The organism is Koromonas soli (genome assembly GCF_059726265.1).
On record NZ_AP040872.1, the window covers coordinates 3,093,864 to 3,111,178 of the forward strand.

General features: G+C 56.6%; 11 protein-coding genes. 3 read left to right on the plus strand and 8 right to left on the minus strand.

The genetic code is table 11. The annotated features are described in order from the left end of the window. Window positions 1-206: 206 nt before the first annotated feature. Together AC6IY8_RS13525 and AC6IY8_RS13530 are read left to right on the plus strand one after the other, a co-directional pair. Complete coding sequence (locus AC6IY8_RS13525) at window positions 207-1,037, plus strand: SDR family NAD(P)-dependent oxidoreductase (RefSeq protein ID WP_497775049.1); 831 nt, start codon at window positions 207-209, stop codon at window positions 1,035-1,037. Between the two features lie 592 nt (window positions 1,038-1,629). Further along, window positions 1,630-2,352 carry a 3-oxoacyl-ACP reductase family protein gene (locus AC6IY8_RS13530; RefSeq protein ID WP_497775050.1) on the plus strand — a complete coding sequence of 241 codons (723 nt, stop codon included), beginning with the start codon at window positions 1,630-1,632 and terminating at the stop codon, window positions 2,350-2,352. 38 nt (window positions 2,353-2,390) lie between these two features. Here the strand turns inward: AC6IY8_RS13530 and AC6IY8_RS13535 are convergent, their stop codons facing one another. The 7 genes from AC6IY8_RS13535 to AC6IY8_RS13565 form a co-directional block, all read right to left on the minus strand. Then, entirely contained in the window at window positions 2,391-2,999 is a 609-nt protein-coding gene (locus AC6IY8_RS13535) for a poly(R)-hydroxyalkanoic acid synthase subunit PhaE (RefSeq protein WP_497775051.1), read from the minus strand. An 85-nt stretch (window positions 3,000-3,084) separates the two neighbouring features. Next, window positions 3,085-3,666, minus strand: a complete 582-nt coding sequence (locus tag AC6IY8_RS13540) for a hypothetical protein (protein WP_497775052.1) — start codon at window positions 3,664-3,666, stop codon at window positions 3,085-3,087. A gap of 164 nt (window positions 3,667-3,830) precedes the next feature. Then, window positions 3,831-4,649: a 3-oxoacyl-ACP reductase family protein gene (locus AC6IY8_RS13545; protein WP_497775053.1), complete on the minus strand. Its 819-nt coding sequence runs from the start codon at window positions 4,647-4,649 to the stop codon at window positions 3,831-3,833. 593 nt (window positions 4,650-5,242) lie between these two features. Then, entirely contained in the window at window positions 5,243-6,055 is an 813-nt protein-coding gene (locus AC6IY8_RS13550) for an alpha/beta fold hydrolase (RefSeq protein ID WP_497775054.1), read from the minus strand. A gap of 173 nt (window positions 6,056-6,228) precedes the next feature. Continuing rightward, entirely contained in the window at window positions 6,229-8,874 is a 2,646-nt protein-coding gene (locus tag AC6IY8_RS13555; RefSeq protein ID WP_497775055.1) for a chitobiase/beta-hexosaminidase C-terminal domain-containing protein, read from the minus strand. 16 nt (window positions 8,875-8,890) lie between these two features. After that, complete coding sequence (locus tag AC6IY8_RS13560) at window positions 8,891-10,321, minus strand: glycoside hydrolase family 30 protein (protein ID WP_497775056.1); 1,431 nt, start codon at window positions 10,319-10,321, stop codon at window positions 8,891-8,893. A gap of 119 nt (window positions 10,322-10,440) precedes the next feature. After that, the gene (locus AC6IY8_RS13565; protein WP_497775057.1) at window positions 10,441-14,193 is read right to left on the minus strand and encodes a carboxypeptidase-like regulatory domain-containing protein; all 3,753 of its coding nucleotides are present in this window, start codon (window positions 14,191-14,193) and stop codon (window positions 10,441-10,443) included. Between the two features lie 427 nt (window positions 14,194-14,620). Here AC6IY8_RS13565 and AC6IY8_RS13570 point away from each other — a divergent pair, with 427 nt between their 5' ends. Next, entirely contained in the window at window positions 14,621-16,816 is a 2,196-nt protein-coding gene (locus AC6IY8_RS13570) for a winged helix-turn-helix domain-containing protein (RefSeq protein WP_497775058.1), read from the plus strand. Between the two features lie 52 nt (window positions 16,817-16,868). On the opposite strand, the gene AC6IY8_RS13575 is transcribed toward AC6IY8_RS13570, so the two are convergent. Beyond that, a complete protein-coding gene (locus AC6IY8_RS13575) occupies window positions 16,869-17,234 on the minus strand; it encodes a VOC family protein (RefSeq protein WP_497775059.1) in 366 nt (121 codons plus the stop codon). Between the last annotated feature and the right edge of the window lie 81 nt (window positions 17,235-17,315).

Here is a 17,315-nt window from a genome sequence, read left to right on the forward strand (position 1 = left end):
ATGCCTGACGTGCGCTGTAGTATATGGCAAATCCAGAGCTGGCGAGTGAAGAACTGTGAGCTGCCGGACAGGAAGTTTTGCGCTAAAAATTCGATTCGATTGCATTCTGAATGCATCTCATAGAGTTATGCTGCACTGCACAATAGCTTCCGCTGCACAGGATAAGGAAGCGTGGTGCGAATTTGTTCCTGGGGAAGGGTTAAACAATGTCCTTTAGTCTGTGTTGCAAGACGGCGCTGGTGACGGGTGCTGGACGGGGTATCGGCCGAGCTATAGCAGAGAAGCTGGCGTCAGCCGGAGCAAAGGTCATGGTGAATGACCTGGACGAATCTGCACTTTGCGAAACAGAATCGGCACTGCGAAAAGAGGGCTACAAGATCGACCACGCGACTGGCGATCTTACGGATCCCGCTACGCCGGACAAGCTGGTACAGAAAACAATCGAGACATTTGGGTCTGTGGACATCATCGTCAACAACGCAGGTTATAGCTGGGACGGAGTGATCCAGAAAACGACGGATGAACAGTTTTTGGCAATGCTCGAAATCCATCTGCTCGTTCCCTTCCGAATTTTGCGCGCTGCCTCGGGGTTCCTGCGAGATAAGGCGAAAGAGGAAATAGCCGCTGGGAAAACCGTGATGCGGAAAGTAGTGAACATCACATCGATTGCAGGCACGGACGGTAACGCGGGGCAGGCAGGCTATTCCTCAGGAAAGGCCGGAGTGATTGGACTGACGAAGACGATGGCAAAGGAATGGGGCCGGTACAACGTGAACGTGAACGCAGTCGGCTTTGGGCTGATCAATACGCGACTGGTGCAGCCGCTGACGGGCGATAACGCGAACATGGAAATGCATGGGCACCAGATCAAGATCGGAGTGCAACCCTCGATGCTGGAGTCGGTGAAACATGCATGTCCACTCGGCAGGCTTGGAACTCCGGAGGAAGCGGCAGGAGCAGTGCTGTTCTTCTGTTCTCCCCTTTCCGACTACGTAACGGGCGAAGTGCTGATTTGCGGCGGAGGATTCCACTTCTAGAGCATCAGAAGGCTGAACAAGGACACGTAGAGCGCAGTAGGTCACGCCAATATGCGGTGAATACTGCGCTCGTTGTGTTTTTGGCTATGCGGAAATCAGGCAGCGGCACCCTTGCTTTTGCCTAGGTGGGAGACGCCCTGGTCCTCGTCGGACTCTACCAACATCCGCAGCTCGACAAGGTGCTCAATGCTATGTTCGTGTCCGGAGTCATAGGAACTCAGCTGTGGACGTTGGGATTGTTGAGCTTCGGTTCGGTTATTTGACTCTTGGTTATACGGCATTACTGCACCCCTGTTGAATATAAGTGGCGGACATTGTAAGCCAGATCCTTTGTAGGAATTAGAGGAAAGCAGAGTTCCTGCCGCTTTTTGTGCGGCGACGGCGAAAACCGCAGCGCCGGGCAGACCAGTCACTGTAATAGCAGAAAGGTTCAATGAACTTCGTGTTATCTTCCATGCCGCGATATTCGACGCGAGTGGGCGCGGCAATTTGGCCGGGAGCACTCGGGCGAAGCAGACGAGGAGATCAAGCACGAATGGCCGCCGAGAAATGGACTGGGAAGGAAAGACGCACTGGCGCACTAGGAGGTAAGGTGGCCCTTGTCACAGGAGCATCGCGTGGCATAGGGCGCGCAATCGCACTGGAACTCGCACATCGCAGTGCAACGATCGCGGTGAACTATTGTTCGAATCGCGAATGTGCGGACTCGCTTGCTGAAGAGATACGCGCGTTTGGCGGTGTCTGCGAAATCTTTCAGGGCGATGTGTCATCGAGTGGCGAGGCACGAAGGGTCGTACAGGAAGTAATCGAGAAGCTGAAAAGAATCGACATTCTGGTAAACAATGCTGGGATCACACGCGACAAGTCACTGGGCAAGATGACCGATGAAGACTGGGCTCATGTGATCAACGTGAACCTGAATGGCACCTTCTACTGCACGAGCGCCGTGCTGCCGGTGATGATGGAACAGAAGTTCGGCAGGATTATCAACATCAGTTCACTGATTGGGCAGATCGGCGGATTTGGCCAGGCAAACTATGCGGCAAGCAAGGGCGGCATCGCTGCATTCACAAAGGCCCTGGCACTGGAGATGGCGAAATACAACATCACCGCCAACTGCATTGCTCCGGGTTATACGGGGACAGAGATGGTTTCTGCTATGCCGGAAGAGGTGCTGGCGAAAATCCAGACAAAGATACCGCTGCGGCGACTGGCAAGACCGGAGGAGATCGCAAAGGCCGCCGCCTTCCTGGCCCTGGACGGAGATTACATCACAGGGCAGGAACTGGCGATCAACGGCGGCATTGCAATGTAGAAACTAGACACTGGATTGGCCAGCGATGATTGCAGGCGTCAGTGCTTCTTGCTTTTTCCGTGACGCTTGGCGCTCATCGCCGGCTCCGGCGAAGGCACTGGAACCGCGCGCAACTCGGCCTCAGAACCAGCATCGGCAGACTCTTCTACGGGAAGAGAACGATCGACTTCCGGAATCTGCCGCAGCGTCTCTTTTTCAGCGGCGGACTTCAATTGCAGTGTCTGTTGCTTCGAGGAACTCGCCGCAGATGCAGGAGCGTGTTCGGCGGCAATCTGCGCGGGTTCTGGATAGTTGGCGGCCTTGCTGGCGTTCTGCGTGGCGAGTTCGAGAAGCTTGCTCAGTTTGTTGTCCATGTCGTCGAGCAACAGCTCGAGATTGGACAGTCGCTGGGCCAGACTCGTGAACTCCTCACGGGAAGGCATGTTCAGCTGTTCCAGCGCGCTAAGCATGATCTTCTTCTGAGCTTCGCGAAGCGGGGCAGTCATTAGAAAGCTCTCAAGCATGGTTGCGCTGGCCTTGCTGTAGGCCTCGGAGTTGACGGCTTCGCCCATGGCTTTTGCCCACACTTCCATGTAGGAATCGCGCATGGCGCGCCATGGCTCGAACGGATCTACTGCGGTCTTTTTTACTTCCGGTGTGTCACTCATCTGGGATCCTCGTAGTAAGCCTGAAACACTAAACGGAGCGCCTGGTCCGGCGCTCCGATACTTGTGATGAGATTTCGGAGGATATCTATGCCTTCGCGGCGGAAGCCTTCAGAGACTTGGAGGCGAGATTCAGAATATCCTTCTGGGCCGAGATCACGGTTTCAACGCTCTTCTGCACGGAGTCGGCAACGGCTTCGTTGGAGGTGCCGGTGACACCGGGCTGCTGCTTGACGGCTTCGCTGACGAGCTTGGTCTGAGTCGCAGCGTAGTTCAACACCGAAGACTGAGCCGTGACGGTGCGCTGAACGGACTGCTGAACGAGATTGGTGATTTCGCTCTGCGCCTTGCGCGAGTCGTGGCTTACTTCCTTTGCAGCTTCCACAATGGCCGAGCTCTGCTCAACGGCGAGATCAAGCAGATTCTTCTGCAGCGTGACGTAGCCTTCGAAAGCCTGGCCAGCCAGGTCAAAAAGGAACAGGCCGGGCGTGGACGCGTTCAGCGTCTTCTTGTAAGCCGACAATAGCTTCGTGTTCTGTTCAGCCGCGAGGTCGAGCGAGGTCTTGCTGGCCTTTACTGCTTCCGCAAAGCCCTTGTTGAGCAGGGTGGCGTAGGAAGCGGGGCAAAAAGTGGCGGTTTCGTTTTCGGACTTGGTGGACTGGTTGCTCATAATCTTTTCTCCTGAGGGCCTTGAAGACCTTGCTGCGCAGTTTGCTGCGCTGCAGCAAAACCATTCTGCCCCGTCCCGCGATGAGTGTCAAGTGAAATTGTGAACCGGAGGGAAAGGGCGTGAGGGGCGCCGGGGGAGTGACGCCCCGCTTCACAGCTCAATAGTTACATGTGGACTCCACCGTTCACGTTCAGCTCGTGCCCGGTGATGTAGCTGCCATCGGTGATGAGGAAGGCCGCGGCCTTGGCAACCTCCTCGGGCTGGCCGAGGCGCTTGAGCGGAATCTTGGCAGCGATTTCCTTGAGGACCTGATCGGGCATCGCAGCAACCATGTCCGTCGCGGTATAGCCGGGAGCAATGACGTTGGCGGTGATGTTGAACTGCGCAACCTCGAGAGCGACGGTCTTGGTGAAAGCGATGATAGCGCCCTTGCTGGCGGCATAGTTGGCCTGTCCGTAGGCACCTGCCTGACCGACGATGGAGGCGATATTAACGATGCGGCCGTACTTGTTCTGAATCATGGACGGCAGGGCGGCACGAGTGCAAAAGAAAGTGCCATTGAGATTGGTATTGAGCACATCGTTCCATTCTTCATCGGTCATCTTGCGCAGAGTGCGATCGCGCGTGATGCCGGCATTGTTTACAAGAATGTCGATCTGCTTGTAGGAATCGAGAACGGATTCCATCACGTACTTTGCGTCCTGATTGCTGGAGATATCGCCCTTGATGAGCACGCTGTCGGAGCCGAGGCTCTCGATCTCAGAAGCCAGCTTTTCGGCCTCAGAAGCGCTGGATCGATAGTTGATGGCGACCGATGCACCGCGGCTGGCAAGCTCAATCGCAATCGCCCGGCCTATGCCTCGCGCGCCGCCAGTGACGAGCGCAACCTTGCCATGGAGAGGCTTCGGATGAATGGTAACTACGTTGTTGATATGTGATTTGTGCTGATTTTGCCCATATTCTCCAACTGCTGCGGTTGCCATATATATCCTCATTCTCCTCAGATAGATTCTCGTGATGATTTCAATCTCAATAGTCGAACGTTCTGAAAGACAGGCACTTCCTAGATCGTTTTCAGACGGCCAGACGAAACAACAGAATTTATAGAGTGCTCAACCTCAGCCACGGTGGACGATGTTGAGTCCTGTGGGTCAGAGGGGCGTTTGGAATGCTCCAAACAGGTCGTGCTTTGCGTTGGGTCTTGCTTGGCAGAGGCTGAAGCGGGCGAGGCGCCGATTGTGGCCTCTGCTCGCGTCCTCAGTTGAAAGAGAGAATCCCATGATCAACTTAGCCTCGCTGTGACCCATGTCACCGTTAACAATGGCAGAGCGGAGCAACCTTTCTACTCCGACTACCATCTTGCCGCGATTTCATTCCCTGGAGTGTACTGATGCCGGCCTACGTCGAGCGATCTACCGTACTGCTTCGGTGCCGCGAATGGCCGGACATGGTGTGCGGGATTGCTGTGCGAGCCACCCCCACAAACCTTGTACTAAGTGAGATTCAGAGTGCGTGAGAGTTGATTCAAATTTATGGACGAAGTTTCGCTGAGGCTGCTGCGCAGTTCTGTTCTGGATTACCGGCGAGTCGTTGCGTTCTCCAGAAGGATCAAGGACTGCATGAACTCGCGGGTAAACTCGTCGGCGACAAGTCTCTCACTGTGAGGACAGTGCTCACCCAGTTCGATCATGCGAAAGTCGGCAGACGGCACCTGGGCGCGTACGGCGTCAAGCTCTCCTGGATCGGTGCGAGGATCGCGTGCGCCATGAATGAATACGGAGGGAACCTGAAGCTCACGGATGTGGCCGTCGAAGAGGTCTTCGGATGTGGAGTCGGCGGATTTCGCAAGATCGAGCCAGGTGCGGCCTTCCATCTGGACGAGTTCGCGCCAGTAATTTTCACCGTGCTCGTGAGCGAGGACGGCAGCGACGCGCGGACCGAACTTCTCCGGCGCTGTCGCCATAATGTCAAAGAACTCGCGTGACGCAGTCTTGCGGCGGAAGTAGTGGAACGACTCAAGAATCAGGCCGCGGCAGCGTTCGGGAGCCATGAGCGCCATGTGCACGGCGATAACAGAGCCGTCGCTGTGTCCCCAAAGCAGAGCTTCGCGTACACCGAGTGCATCCATAAATGCGAATGTCTCTTGCGCAGCGCGAACGTGAAAGTCGATTCCGAACTCAGCGGGTTTCGTGGAGAGACCGTAGCCGCTGCGGTCGGGGATGAGGACGCGGTGTGTCTTCAAGGCATGTAGTTGCTTGTTGATGGGATAGATGTGGTATCCCCAACCGCCATGAAGAAAGATGAGCGGAGTGCCAGCGCCAAATTCGCGGTAGTGAATCTCCGCATCTCGGCGAGCAAGTGGCGAGTTTTCGACGCTAACGAACGGCACGGAAACCTCCGGCGGACATTGGCCATTCTATGAGATGAAATGAGAACGCACCGAGAGATGAGCGGCGCGGAAATTTTGGACAGTAAGAGGCTCGCGCCAGATTACTCATGGCAGAAGAAAAAAACGCAGTTCCGAAGAGCTCGGAACTGCGCGAGGGGTGAAGCGTCGAGGAGCTAGTTGAATTGGAACCAGTTGAAATTTCCGCCGCCCTTGAACACGACATAAACGTCATGCACGCCGGTGGGAGTCGAATTCATGGTGCCATTTACGGTTTGCCATGCTTGCCATCCGCCGCTAGCAGGCACGGTGGCCGTGGCGGCAACAGGGCCAGTGGCGCTATCGACGTGGAACTCGACAGTGCCATTGCATGTTCCGCTGCAGGCAAATCGCGCGCTGAGACCGCTGACGCCCGTTCCGAAATCCAGGCTCTTGTACACGGCGGTAGATCCGCTCGAACTGTAGCCGAGATCGTATCCACCGTTGGCATCGCTGGTGGTTTCGGTTTGGAAGCCGGTGGCCGTGCTGTAACTGGAGGCCTGGATTCTGGTCTTCGCACTCAGAGTGGTTGACATGTCCTGGGTACCGTACCAGGTGAAGGTTGCGCCGGTGAGGCTGGCGAGCGTGTAGGAGAACATCTGGTCTCCCCACTGCACCTGGAAGGTCTGCGAGGTCGAAGCATCGTTGAATACGACCAGGACCTTGGAGCTGTCTGGGTTGACGTAGGCAGTGCTTACAAGTCCGCTGGCATTGCTGGAATGGATGCGAGTGGCACCCGGCAGAATGTATTTGCTGTACATGCCCAGGGTGTAGTACTCGAGGTTGTAATTGACCGCACCGGTGACGCTGTTGACGGTGATGGGAGCCGTACATGTCCCGCATCCGCCATAGTGAGGCCCGAGGTTTTCATCGACAGCAAGGCTCCACTTCACATATGCCTTGCCCCAATTGCGCATGACCTGGGTGATCTCATCAAAATCAGACGTGCCTTGATCATTCACCCAAGTGCCGCCGGAATGTTCGGTCTGGTACTGCCCGAAGTTGGGGTATTGGTTATGGAGCAGATTCTGGGCTCCAGGAGTTCCACCGTATCCGTGCCATGCGATGCCGGCGACGCGGGTGGAGGCCGCAATCGTGGAATCACTCAGCACCGTCTGCGGGAAGCTCGTGCCGTCCCAGTTGTGGTCGTAGATAAGAACTTTGGTCTTGAGATTGTTATTGGAGAGCGCGGGCAGGATGTAGTCGCGCAGAACAGTCGTCTGCTGGTTGGCATCCATGCACATGCCTGGGTAGTTGGTGGGGGAGTAGAGAGGCTCGTTCTGCAGCGAGATGTAGTCGATATCTACGCCGGCATTCGCATAAGCCTGAATGTATTTGACGAAATAGTTGGCGAACGGCGTGTACATGGTGCTGGACAGAATGTTGCTGGTGCAGCTTTGTCCGACCATCGATCCATTCACCTTCATCCAGCCCGGCGGGCTCCACGGGTTGGCCATGACCTTGAGCTGCGGATTGAGCTGCTTCGCCCTGAGGGTGAGTGGCAGAACGTCAGCCTGATCGTGGGAGATGGAGAAGTTGGCAAGCGTGGGATCGGCAGCACCATTGTTATCGTCGTAAGAGTACAAGGTGCGGGCCAGATCGCTGGATCCCATGGGATTGCGCATGAAGCTCAGGCCGATGCCATTGCCTTCACGAGTGAACAGGTTCTTCATCGCTGTGTCACGCTCGGAGCTGGGCGCGACCTCGTTGATGAGATAGCCGGCAGTATCGGTGAATGCAGCACCGAATCCCTCAATCTGCTGGAAGGTTTGGCCCTCATCGACGACGATGATCGGCTTGGAAGAGGAGGCTGTTCCGGTGGTGAAGATCACGCTCGGCTGCGCTTCGAGCTTGTGCGCGTAATCGGTGCTGGTGATGACAACCGAAACGACTGCGCCTGTTCCCGTTTGAATGACATAGGTGGCCGAGGCAGTCGCGCTCTGGGCGTAACCAGATGCGATCGCGATGGCCTTGATGGTGGTCGTGGCACTTACGCTGATTGGCGTGCTGTACACCGGCGACGAGTTCGTAGGTGTGGTGCCGTCGGTCGTGTAATGAATGGTAGCTCCGGCGGTTGCATCGGAGATGGTCACCGACTGCGCGGAGGTAAACGTCCCCGCAGCAGGTGAGAACGTGGGAATTGCGGCGGTGGGTGCCTGGATGGTGAAGGTGGCCGAAGCAACTGCGCTCTGGCTGTATCCGGAGGCGGTGGCGATGGCTTTAACAGTGCTTGTGCTGCTTATGGTGATGGGCGCGCTGTAGACCGGCGATGAGGTCGTGGGCGTGCTGCCATCGATGGTGTAGTAGATCGTGGCTCCCGTTGTGCTGTCGGAGATGGTGACCGACTGTGCGGAGGTAAACGTTCCGGCAGCGGGAGAGAACGTGGGAGTGGCGACGGCCGGCGCCTGGATGGTGTAGGTGGCCGAAGCAACCGCGCTCGGGTTGTATCCAGAGGCGGAGGCGATGGCCTTGATAGTGGTCGTGCTGCTTACGGTGATGGCCGCGCTATAGACCGGCGATGAGATCGTGGGCGTGCTACCGTCGGTGGTGTAGTAGATCGTGGCTCCCGTTGTTGCGTCCGAGATGCTCACCAACTGCGTGCTGGTATAGGTGCCCGCGGCGAGTGAGAAAGTGGGAGTGGCCGCCGTCGGCGTTGGAGTGGGAGTGGGCGTCGAGGAACCGGAGCCTCCACCACTGCAATTACAAAGAGCAACGGACAGAATGAGTACGAAAGCTATGAACGTGCCGCAACGAAACTTGGTACTACTGAATGTTTTCAGCATCTCTGTCTCCGAGTACTTAAGCGCCCCACACGAGCGTGGTGACGGACTCTGCATCGAGCTCAAGCTCGGCGGAGCCGCGGCCGACTTGCAACGCAACTGTGCGCGCCGCACCAGAGTTGGTGAGCACGAGGCAACGCTTGCCATCAGGATTGATGAAGGCAACGTGTGACAGGCCAGCAATCTCGCCGTCTGACGCAATGCGATGAGCACCGCGGCGCACAACGCGGGAATAGTGATTCATGGCCCAATAGATCCCATTGCGGGTCAACTCACCAGACTGTGCGTTACAGGTGATCATGCCGGCGCACTGGAAGGGTCCGATGTTGGGCCGGCCATTTTCATCGAGCATGTAATTCCAAGTGATGATGCAGCGGGCCCAATTGCGGAGGATTCCGGCGAAGGTCGTGGACCACTTGCACCAGTTGGTCATGTAGTCCTTCTCGGCAAAGTCCGTTCCACCCTCGGTGTAGTACATGTGCTTGCTGGGATGGAAGTCGTGAACGCGGCTCATCCATTCGGGCTTGCCGACGTATCCGTGCCATGCAACACCATCGACATATTTGTTGAGGTCGGGATTATCGAGTTGGCAGGTGACGCGTCCCCAGAGATCATAATTGTGGTCGCACAGCCAGACCTTAGTGTCGAGATTGTTCTTCTGAAGCTGCGGACCGAGCGCACGGATGATGAATTCAGACTCGTATTCCTGACCCCAAAGGCAGGCAGGCATCTTGCCGTCCTGATCGGTATCGACCTCGTTCTGCGAGGTGAGGGCGTTTACGCGCACGCCTTCTTTTTCGTATTCCTGCAGGAAACGGACAAGGTAGCGCGCATAGTTCTGGTAGTTGCGCTTGGTCATGGCGCCGCCCAACATGGTGCCGCTGGACTTCATCCAGCCCGGGGGACTCCACGGGGAGGCAAGCAGGAACAGATCAGGATTGATGGCGCGGGCAGCCTTGATTACGGGCAGGATAGTTTCGCGGTCGTGGTCGATCGAGAAGCGCTTGAGTTCGGGATCGGCTTCGCCATCGCAATAGGAGTATGGCTTGCATGCGTAATCGCTGGAGCCGATGCAAAGGCGGCTGACGCTGCAACCCATTTCGGATGGGTCGAAGATTTCGTGCATCAAGGCATCGCGCTTTTCAGGCTTCAACGAAGCGATGTTATGGCAGGCGGCATCGGTGAGCGCGGCTCCGAAACCAAGCACTTCCTGGAATTTCTGATCTTCATTGAGCACGACAACGTCGCGAGAGCGCGGCTTTGCGGCTTTCCAGTTGATGGGGTTTTGGGACTGGAATCGTTTCTGACCGGACGTTACGCGAACGCTGATGGATCCGGTTGGAGGGGGTGCAACCCGGGAAGGGTCAGAGTGCGGGAGTACAGATTCGGCCATTGCCGAGGTCGCCACTCCGGCCACTGCGAGTTTCATGAAATCGCGACGAGTCTTCACGCTGGTATCCCATTTGGAACCGCGCCGTCAACGGCGTGGAACTTCCTCTGCGAGCTTGTGAAAGTTCGAAAAAGGGTGGAAAAAGGCCCGCAACCGTTGGCTGCGGGCCTCTGTTGTGGTTAGAAGTACAGCTTCATAGCAAGCTGCAACACGCGAGCATTGCCAGCGCTGTTGTACTCGCCGAAGTAGTTGCCGATGTTGCCCTTCTGGCCAGCAGGACGAAGCCTGCTCGGCTGAACCGGGCTAGCCTTCGACCAATTGCTCCAGTTTCCGAACAGGTTGCCCCACGGATTGAGCTGATCGCCAACGTTCGGGCTGCCCATGTTCGTGTTGATCCCCCAGAACTGCGGGTGATTGAACACGTTGAACGCCTCGGCGCGGAGCTGGATGTAACGCGATTCCTTGCCACCGAGCGGGATGTTCTTATAGACGGACATATCGATGTTGTTGGTTCCGCCGTTGCGCAGATAGCCGCGACGCTGCGGAGTGGAAGTGCCGATTTCAGGCAGTGCATAGGCATTGGGGTTCAGGTGCGAGTACGGATTGCCACCATTGCCCTTGGTCGGGTTGAACAGCGTAACGGTGTTCGGACCTTCCGTGTAGGAACCCGTGATTTCCGGCGCGATGTACCAGCCGTTGATCGTGTAGTTGGTTCCTGCGCTTCCAGCCGTACCCTTGATGAACTGAGCCAGACCTTCCCACTGATAACCATCAGTGATGTAGGAGAGGATCTTCGAACCACCAAGGTGCTTGCTGAACTTAGGCAGCGAATACACGTAGTTGATGACCAGGTTGTGCGGGCGATCGAACGATGCATACCCGTAGTTGAACTTCCGCACGCCGCCGGGAAGGATGTTGGTCCAATCACCGTCTGCGCTGGAGGTTACCAAGGTCTTCGAGAAGGTGTAAGCCGCACCGAAGGTCAGGTTCTTGCCGAAACGGCGGTTAAGAGCAACTTGCAGGGAGTTGTAGTTGCCGACGCCATCCCAGGTCCAGTACTCGATATCGCCATAACCCTGATAAGGAGCAAGGAAAACCTGATTGAAGGCGTTGTCGCCCATGTAGTGGAAGCCCTTCGAGGTCCAGGCCGAGCCGATCCAGGAGGATTCATCGGTCACAACGTGGTTGTTATTGCCGTACTTCGAAGGATCCTGAGCGGCGTAGGTGAACGTCTTCTCATAGGGGATGGCGTTCAGGTTGTGCTTCTGCGAAAGATGACGCTGCAGATTGCCGACGTAGGAAACATCCAGGATGGTGTTCCAGCCGATGTCATTCTGAATGCCGAAGCTGTAGCTGTAGATGGTGGGAACCTTACCGGTCTTGTCGAATCCGTACACCTTGAAGGGCGCCATGGGAGCCGCCGCTGCAAGAGCCGGAAGTGCATCGACTGTGCCGCCGTAGAACGTCGGGTCAGCACCGTTAATGTTGCCAACTGCCAGGTTGTAGATCGGATTACCCTGGAAGCGATCGTGGGAGATTCGGAAGCCGGTACGAACGACGTGCTTCGAGTTCCCGGTCAAATCATAAGCAAGTCCGATGCTCGGTTCAGGCATGAACCAACGGTTCTGGAAGCCGCCAGCGTATCCGCCGTTTTTGGCCGAAACCATGCCGTTGAACTGGTTGCCGGAACCGGGAACGATGGTGCCGATCTGGTTCTTGGCAACTTTGGCGCCGGTCAAAGGATCGTAGCCGGTGGCTCCGCCATCAGCAGGGGTCGGCTTGTACAGGCGGACGGTCTGAGTTGGATCCCATGCCTGCGGATCGAAGTAGCTGACCTGGTCGCGGGCATCATACTGGGGCTGAACCCAGGCGTAACGCATGCCGTAATCCAAGGTCAAGCGACGGGTCACCTTGAAGGTGTCCTGCAGGAAGAACTCAACATTGGAATAACGATAGAAGCCGCGCGGACGACCATTCTGCTGCTGGAAGCTGGTGTAGTTTCCGAGCAGGGCGTTCGCGTAGCTGTCGCCGGTGTCAAGAGACTTAGGCAGGTTGCTGTCGTTGGTCGAGAAATTGAACGTACCGTTTGCGTTGCCCCAAGAGGACTGATCCTTGCGGCTACGTTCCACCAGGATGCCGGCCTTCAGCATGTGCTTGCCGATCATCTTGGAGAGGTTGTCATTGAAGTCAATGACTGTCGCGCCGTTGCGCCAGGGGATGGAACCCAAATAGCTCCAGGTGGAGTTCTGGTTCGTACGGCTGCCGAAGCTGAAGTCAGGAATCGGCGAATCCGCGCCAACCGCGTAAACCAACGGGATGTTCAGGTTGTACTTGCTGGCAAGAACAGCATCATTAACAGAGTTGATCCACTGCCTGTTGACCGACCAGCCAAACGACAGGTCATTGACCATCGTCGGCGAGATCGTGCTGGTGAGGTGAAGAACCGTGTTGTAGCCCGGTCCATTCAGCCGCATGCCGCCGGGGAACATGAAATTCGAGATTCCCTGCGGGCTCATGCCTTCGGGCAGTCCCTGCGTGTCATCGTTGTTCGCGTAGCTGTAGTAGGCGCGATTGGCAGAGTTGATCTGGTAATCAAGACGGCCGATGTCTTCGCGACGGGGATGAGTGGTCGTAAGACTGGTGATGTAGTTGTACTGATAGCACTGACCACCGGGTCCTTTGCAGGACGTTCTCGGATCCCAGTCAGAAGTGCGAGGACGCGGATAAACAGCCTTCAAAGCGCCCTGCATGTTCTTGTTGACGGTGGGAAGAATGTTGCCAGGGTAAGGATTGCCGTTGGCGTCGTGAATCTTGACCAGGTTGCCATCGCCGTCACGGCTCTGGGAGAAGTCACCGTTCAACTCGGCATCCGTAGGCATGTATACCTTATCGAAGCCGCCGGGCAGAAGCTGGCGATACCACTCTTGGTTGAAGAAGAAGAAGACCTTGTCGCGATTCTTGTTGAAATCGGTTCCTGGGATGACTACCGGTCCACCGATCTGGCCTCCGAAGTAGTTGTAGCGATACTTCTGCTTCGGGTTTGGCTCGCTTGACGCCGTGGCATTCGGATGGGCCTGGAAGTAGATGGCGTTGGCCTGCTTGTCGCGCCACTGCTCGGCGTTGAAGCCTTCATGGCGATGGAACCAACGAAGATTGCCGTGGAACTGGTTGTCGCCACCCTTGGTGGTGACCGAGATCTGGCCGGCGGCAGACTTGCCGTATTCGGCCTGATAGTTCGAGGTCAACACCTTGACTTCGGCAATAGCGTCAGGGTTGATGGTGATCTGCGTAGCGCAGTTGCAACCGTTATCAACGTTGTTGATGCCATCAATGTTGAAGCCGGTCATGCCCGCACGGCCGCCGTTCACGTTGATGTTGCCTAGACCGCCCTTGCTGGACTGGGCTCCATTAAACGTACTGACAACGCCAGGGATGACCTTGAGGTAATCGAGGATGCTGCGGCCGTTCATGCCGAGATCGTTGATCTGTTCGCCAGTGATCGTGGCAGAACGCTCAGCGCTTTCACGCTGAATCTGGATCTGGCCTGCATCCGCTTCGACAGTTACGGTTTCTTTCGAGCCACCGACGGCGAGGTTGAATTCGCCGGCGTTCAGGTGGTCGCCGTTGGAGAGGGGAATTCCAACCTTATCGAACTGCTTGAAGCCAGTTGCGGATACGGTGATGGAATAGGTGCCCTTGGGCAGAGAGGCGAAATAGAACACGCCTCGAGTATCTGTAGTGGTGACGTAGTGTACGCCGATGGATTTGTCTTCGACGGTGACGGTGGCCTTGGGGATGATAGCTCCCGAAGCATCGCGCACCTCGCCGGTGATCGTGCCATTGATGACCTGGGCGATCGCGGCGGAACAAATCATCAGCAGGAGAACAAGTACCAGCACCGGCATATGCCAGCGCTTCGTGACTTGGGACATAGATGTTCCTTCCTCCATGAATATGTAAAACAAGACAACTCGTGCAAGGCGTCCGCCTTTACCGGTCCTTAGTAGGCTCGAACTCGGTTGGCGAATCTGCCACTTTGCTACTTGAGTTTGGGCTCATCTCTCCGGTCGGACAGTAAAACTCAATGTCCGATCGTGGATTTGCTCCGGTTGTATATTCTGCTAAGCTCTGAACCGCAGCGAGAGTACTAAGGACGCGATACCCAGGCAAGAATGGGCTGAGGATGCTTTCCTAATGAATCTCCATGAGGGTCTTCAGGGATTCATCAGCTGTGATTTCCCCTTTAGAATCAGCTACACTGGGCTACACAGAAATAGGATATGTGATTTCGGAAGTTCTCTGATAAGGACGACCGACGTCTGCGTCTGACCAACGCAATATCTGGAGAGCTCACTCGCGATGGCGCTTGAAGGTAACTTTCAACTCGGACAATGGAGCGTTCAGCCCGCTCGGAACCGAATGCAGGACGAGAACTCGGTGGTGCGGTTGGAACCGAAGGTCATGCAGGTGCTGGTCGAGCTGGCGGCTCGTGCCGGGCAGGTGCTCTCCAAAGAAGAACTCATTCAAAAGGTCTGGCCGAATGTTTATGTCAGCGAGGCCTCGCTGACCCGATGCATTTCCGAACTTCGGCACGCACTCAAGGACGATCCGCACGCTCCCCGGATAATCGAGACCATCAATAAGCAAGGCTATCGGCTGATGGTTCCGGTGACATTTGAAGCCGAGCCGGAGGAAGCTGAACCCGAGCCTGAGCCGGTGCCAGAAGTGGTGGCTCCTGAGCCGGAAACGAGTATGACGTCGCCGGGGGTCGAAGTTCCGGTGGTACCGCCGGCTGCGAAGTCTCGATTGCTGTCGGGTGCAGGGTGGTTGGCGGGGTGGCCGCTGTTGGTAGTGGGGTTCCTGCTGGCGGCGATCCCCGGGCTTATATGGGCTTCGCACGTGAGGCGGGCCTCGGCACCGAAGGACTTCCGGATTGTTCCCTTTACCTCCTATCCCGGTCGGGCGATGTCACCAACATTTTCTCCGGATGGCAACCAGATCGCATTCATATGGAACGGCGGGGTGAAAGAGGAGAGCCCTAACCTTTATATAAAGCTGATTGGGAGTGAGCCTCCGCTTCGGGTCACGTCAACGCCGAATCCGAAATACAGCCCGGCGTGGTCTCCGGACGGGAAATGGATCGCGTTTTTGTCAGAGTCGGCAAAGGGGGGCGGGATATTCCTGGTACCGGTGACGGGCGGCGAGGAGCGACAGGTTTATAAGCTGCACGGCGCGGTGGACTCGGACAGTCCGGGGCTGTCGTGGTCTCCGATGGGCGACAGACTGGTATTTGCAGACGACAAAACGCAGGACAGTTCGGCCGCGATCTATTCACTGTCGGTAAAGACGTTTGAGATTCAGCAACTTACGAAGCCGGAAAGCTCGTGGGATGGCGATACGTCCCCGGCATACTCTCCCGATGGGCGGAAGATTGCATTCATCCGCGGGGCCGATGCGGCAACGCGCAACATATATGTGATGAACGCGGATGGTTCCGATGTTCGCCAGTTGACGTTTCACCAGCGACAGAAGTACGGGCTGGCCTGGAGTCCGGACGGCAAGAACATTATTTATTCCAGTGACGAAGGCGGCAGTCCGGGGTTGTGGCAGGTTTCGGTGAAAGGCGGAGCGCCGGAGCGACTTGCCTTTGGAACGGACAACGCGCGCTATCCCGCCGTCTCTGCGAACGGTGATCACGCGGCGTACTCGCAGGGCACGAGCATCTGGAGCATCCTGCGGTTGGACCTGCAAAATCCGGCAGCAAGTCCGGCGCTGATTTCGTCGTCGATGACGCAGGATTCCGCGCCGAAATGGTCGCCAGATGATCGACTGATCGCCTATCAGTCGGTGCGCTCGGGAGCGCAGGAGATATGGATCTCGGAGAAAGACGGCTCCCGCCCGGTGAAACTGACATCGTTCGACGGCCCGCTAACGGGAAGTCCAAGCTGGTCGGCTGATGGACGGCAGATCACATTCGACAGCCGCGTCGGTGAGCACTCGCACATCTACATCATGGACGCGGATGGACGTAATCGCCGGGTGCTGACCTCGGGCGCGGCGAACGACATTATTCCAAGCTGGTCGCGTGATGGGAAGTGGGTGTATTTCGGCTCCAAACGCACGGAGCGATGGGAAATATGGAAGGTTTCGCGAGACTCCGGTGAAGTTGCGCAGGTGACTCGAAATGGCGGCTTCGCTGCCGCAGAAACTCCCGATGGGCAGTGGGTGTATTACACCAAGTACGCGATGGCTGGGCTGTGGCGGCAACCGACAGCGGGCGGAAAGGAAGAGCTTGCGGTCGCGGGGCCTCCGATCAACTACTGGGCAAGTTGGTGTCTGACGAACGAGGGGATCTACTACATCGATAAGGACACCGCGGGATGGTCGATCCGGTTTTTGGCCAAGAACAAGAGCACGCCTGTGCAGATATTGCGTCTGCCAAAGCAGCCGCCAGCGTATTCGTGCATCAGCGTATCCCATGATGGGCACTGGCTGCTGATGTCGGACGAAACATCGTCGGCAATCAATATTCAGATCGTGACAGGGCTGAAGTAGATCGAGTTTTGTGCAGGCGCTCGGATTGACCACAGCGCCTGCGGAAACTCACTCAGTCGGTGGCGGCGGGCTGCCAGAGTTCGACACGGTTTCCTTCCGGGTCGGTGAACCAGCCGAACTTTCCGAAATCGTAGTTTTCGCGTTTGGGATCGACGGCAACGCCCTCGGATGTGAGACGGTCGAGCACCGCACCGAGGTCATCCACCTGAAGATTGATCATGGCTTTCTGGGCCGGAGGAAAGTAGGCATCCTGCTGTCCGAAGAATGCGAAGACAATCTGGGCGCGTTGCGCTGCGGCGGGGAACGAGAAGCAGCCCCCAGACCTCACGAGACCGAAATGCTGTTCATACCATGCATATAGAGCTTCGGGATCATTTGCTCGCAAGAATACTCCGCCGAACCCGGTGATTGAAGCCATGCAACCTCCTCTTTGAGGAACACTTATCCAGAGCTTATGTCTGGAGAACAATAGTGTACCGGAATGCTTGTAGCAGCCTCG

Excerpts from the sequence above, each read along its gene's own strand:
- AC6IY8_RS13525 (WP_497775049.1), top strand. The coding sequence starts at position 207 with ATGTCCTTTAGTCTGTGTTGCAAGACGGCGCTGGTGACGGGTGCTGGA.
- AC6IY8_RS13535 (WP_497775051.1), bottom strand. The coding sequence starts at position 2,999 with ATGAGTGACACACCGGAAGTAAAAAAGACCGCAGTAGATCCGTTCGAG.
- AC6IY8_RS13540 (WP_497775052.1), bottom strand. The coding sequence starts at position 3,666 with ATGAGCAACCAGTCCACCAAGTCCGAAAACGAAACCGCCACTTTTTGC.
- AC6IY8_RS13545 (WP_497775053.1), bottom strand. The coding sequence starts at position 4,649 with ATGGCAACCGCAGCAGTTGGAGAATATGGGCAAAATCAGCACAAATCA.
- AC6IY8_RS13555 (WP_497775055.1), bottom strand. The coding sequence starts at position 8,874 with ATGCTGAAAACATTCAGTAGTACCAAGTTTCGTTGCGGCACGTTCATA.
- AC6IY8_RS13565 (WP_497775057.1), bottom strand. The coding sequence starts at position 14,193 with ATGTCCCAAGTCACGAAGCGCTGGCATATGCCGGTGCTGGTACTTGTT.
- AC6IY8_RS13570 (WP_497775058.1), top strand. The coding sequence starts at position 14,621 with ATGGCGCTTGAAGGTAACTTTCAACTCGGACAATGGAGCGTTCAGCCC.
- AC6IY8_RS13575 (WP_497775059.1), bottom strand. The coding sequence starts at position 17,234 with ATGGCTTCAATCACCGGGTTCGGCGGAGTATTCTTGCGAGCAAATGAT.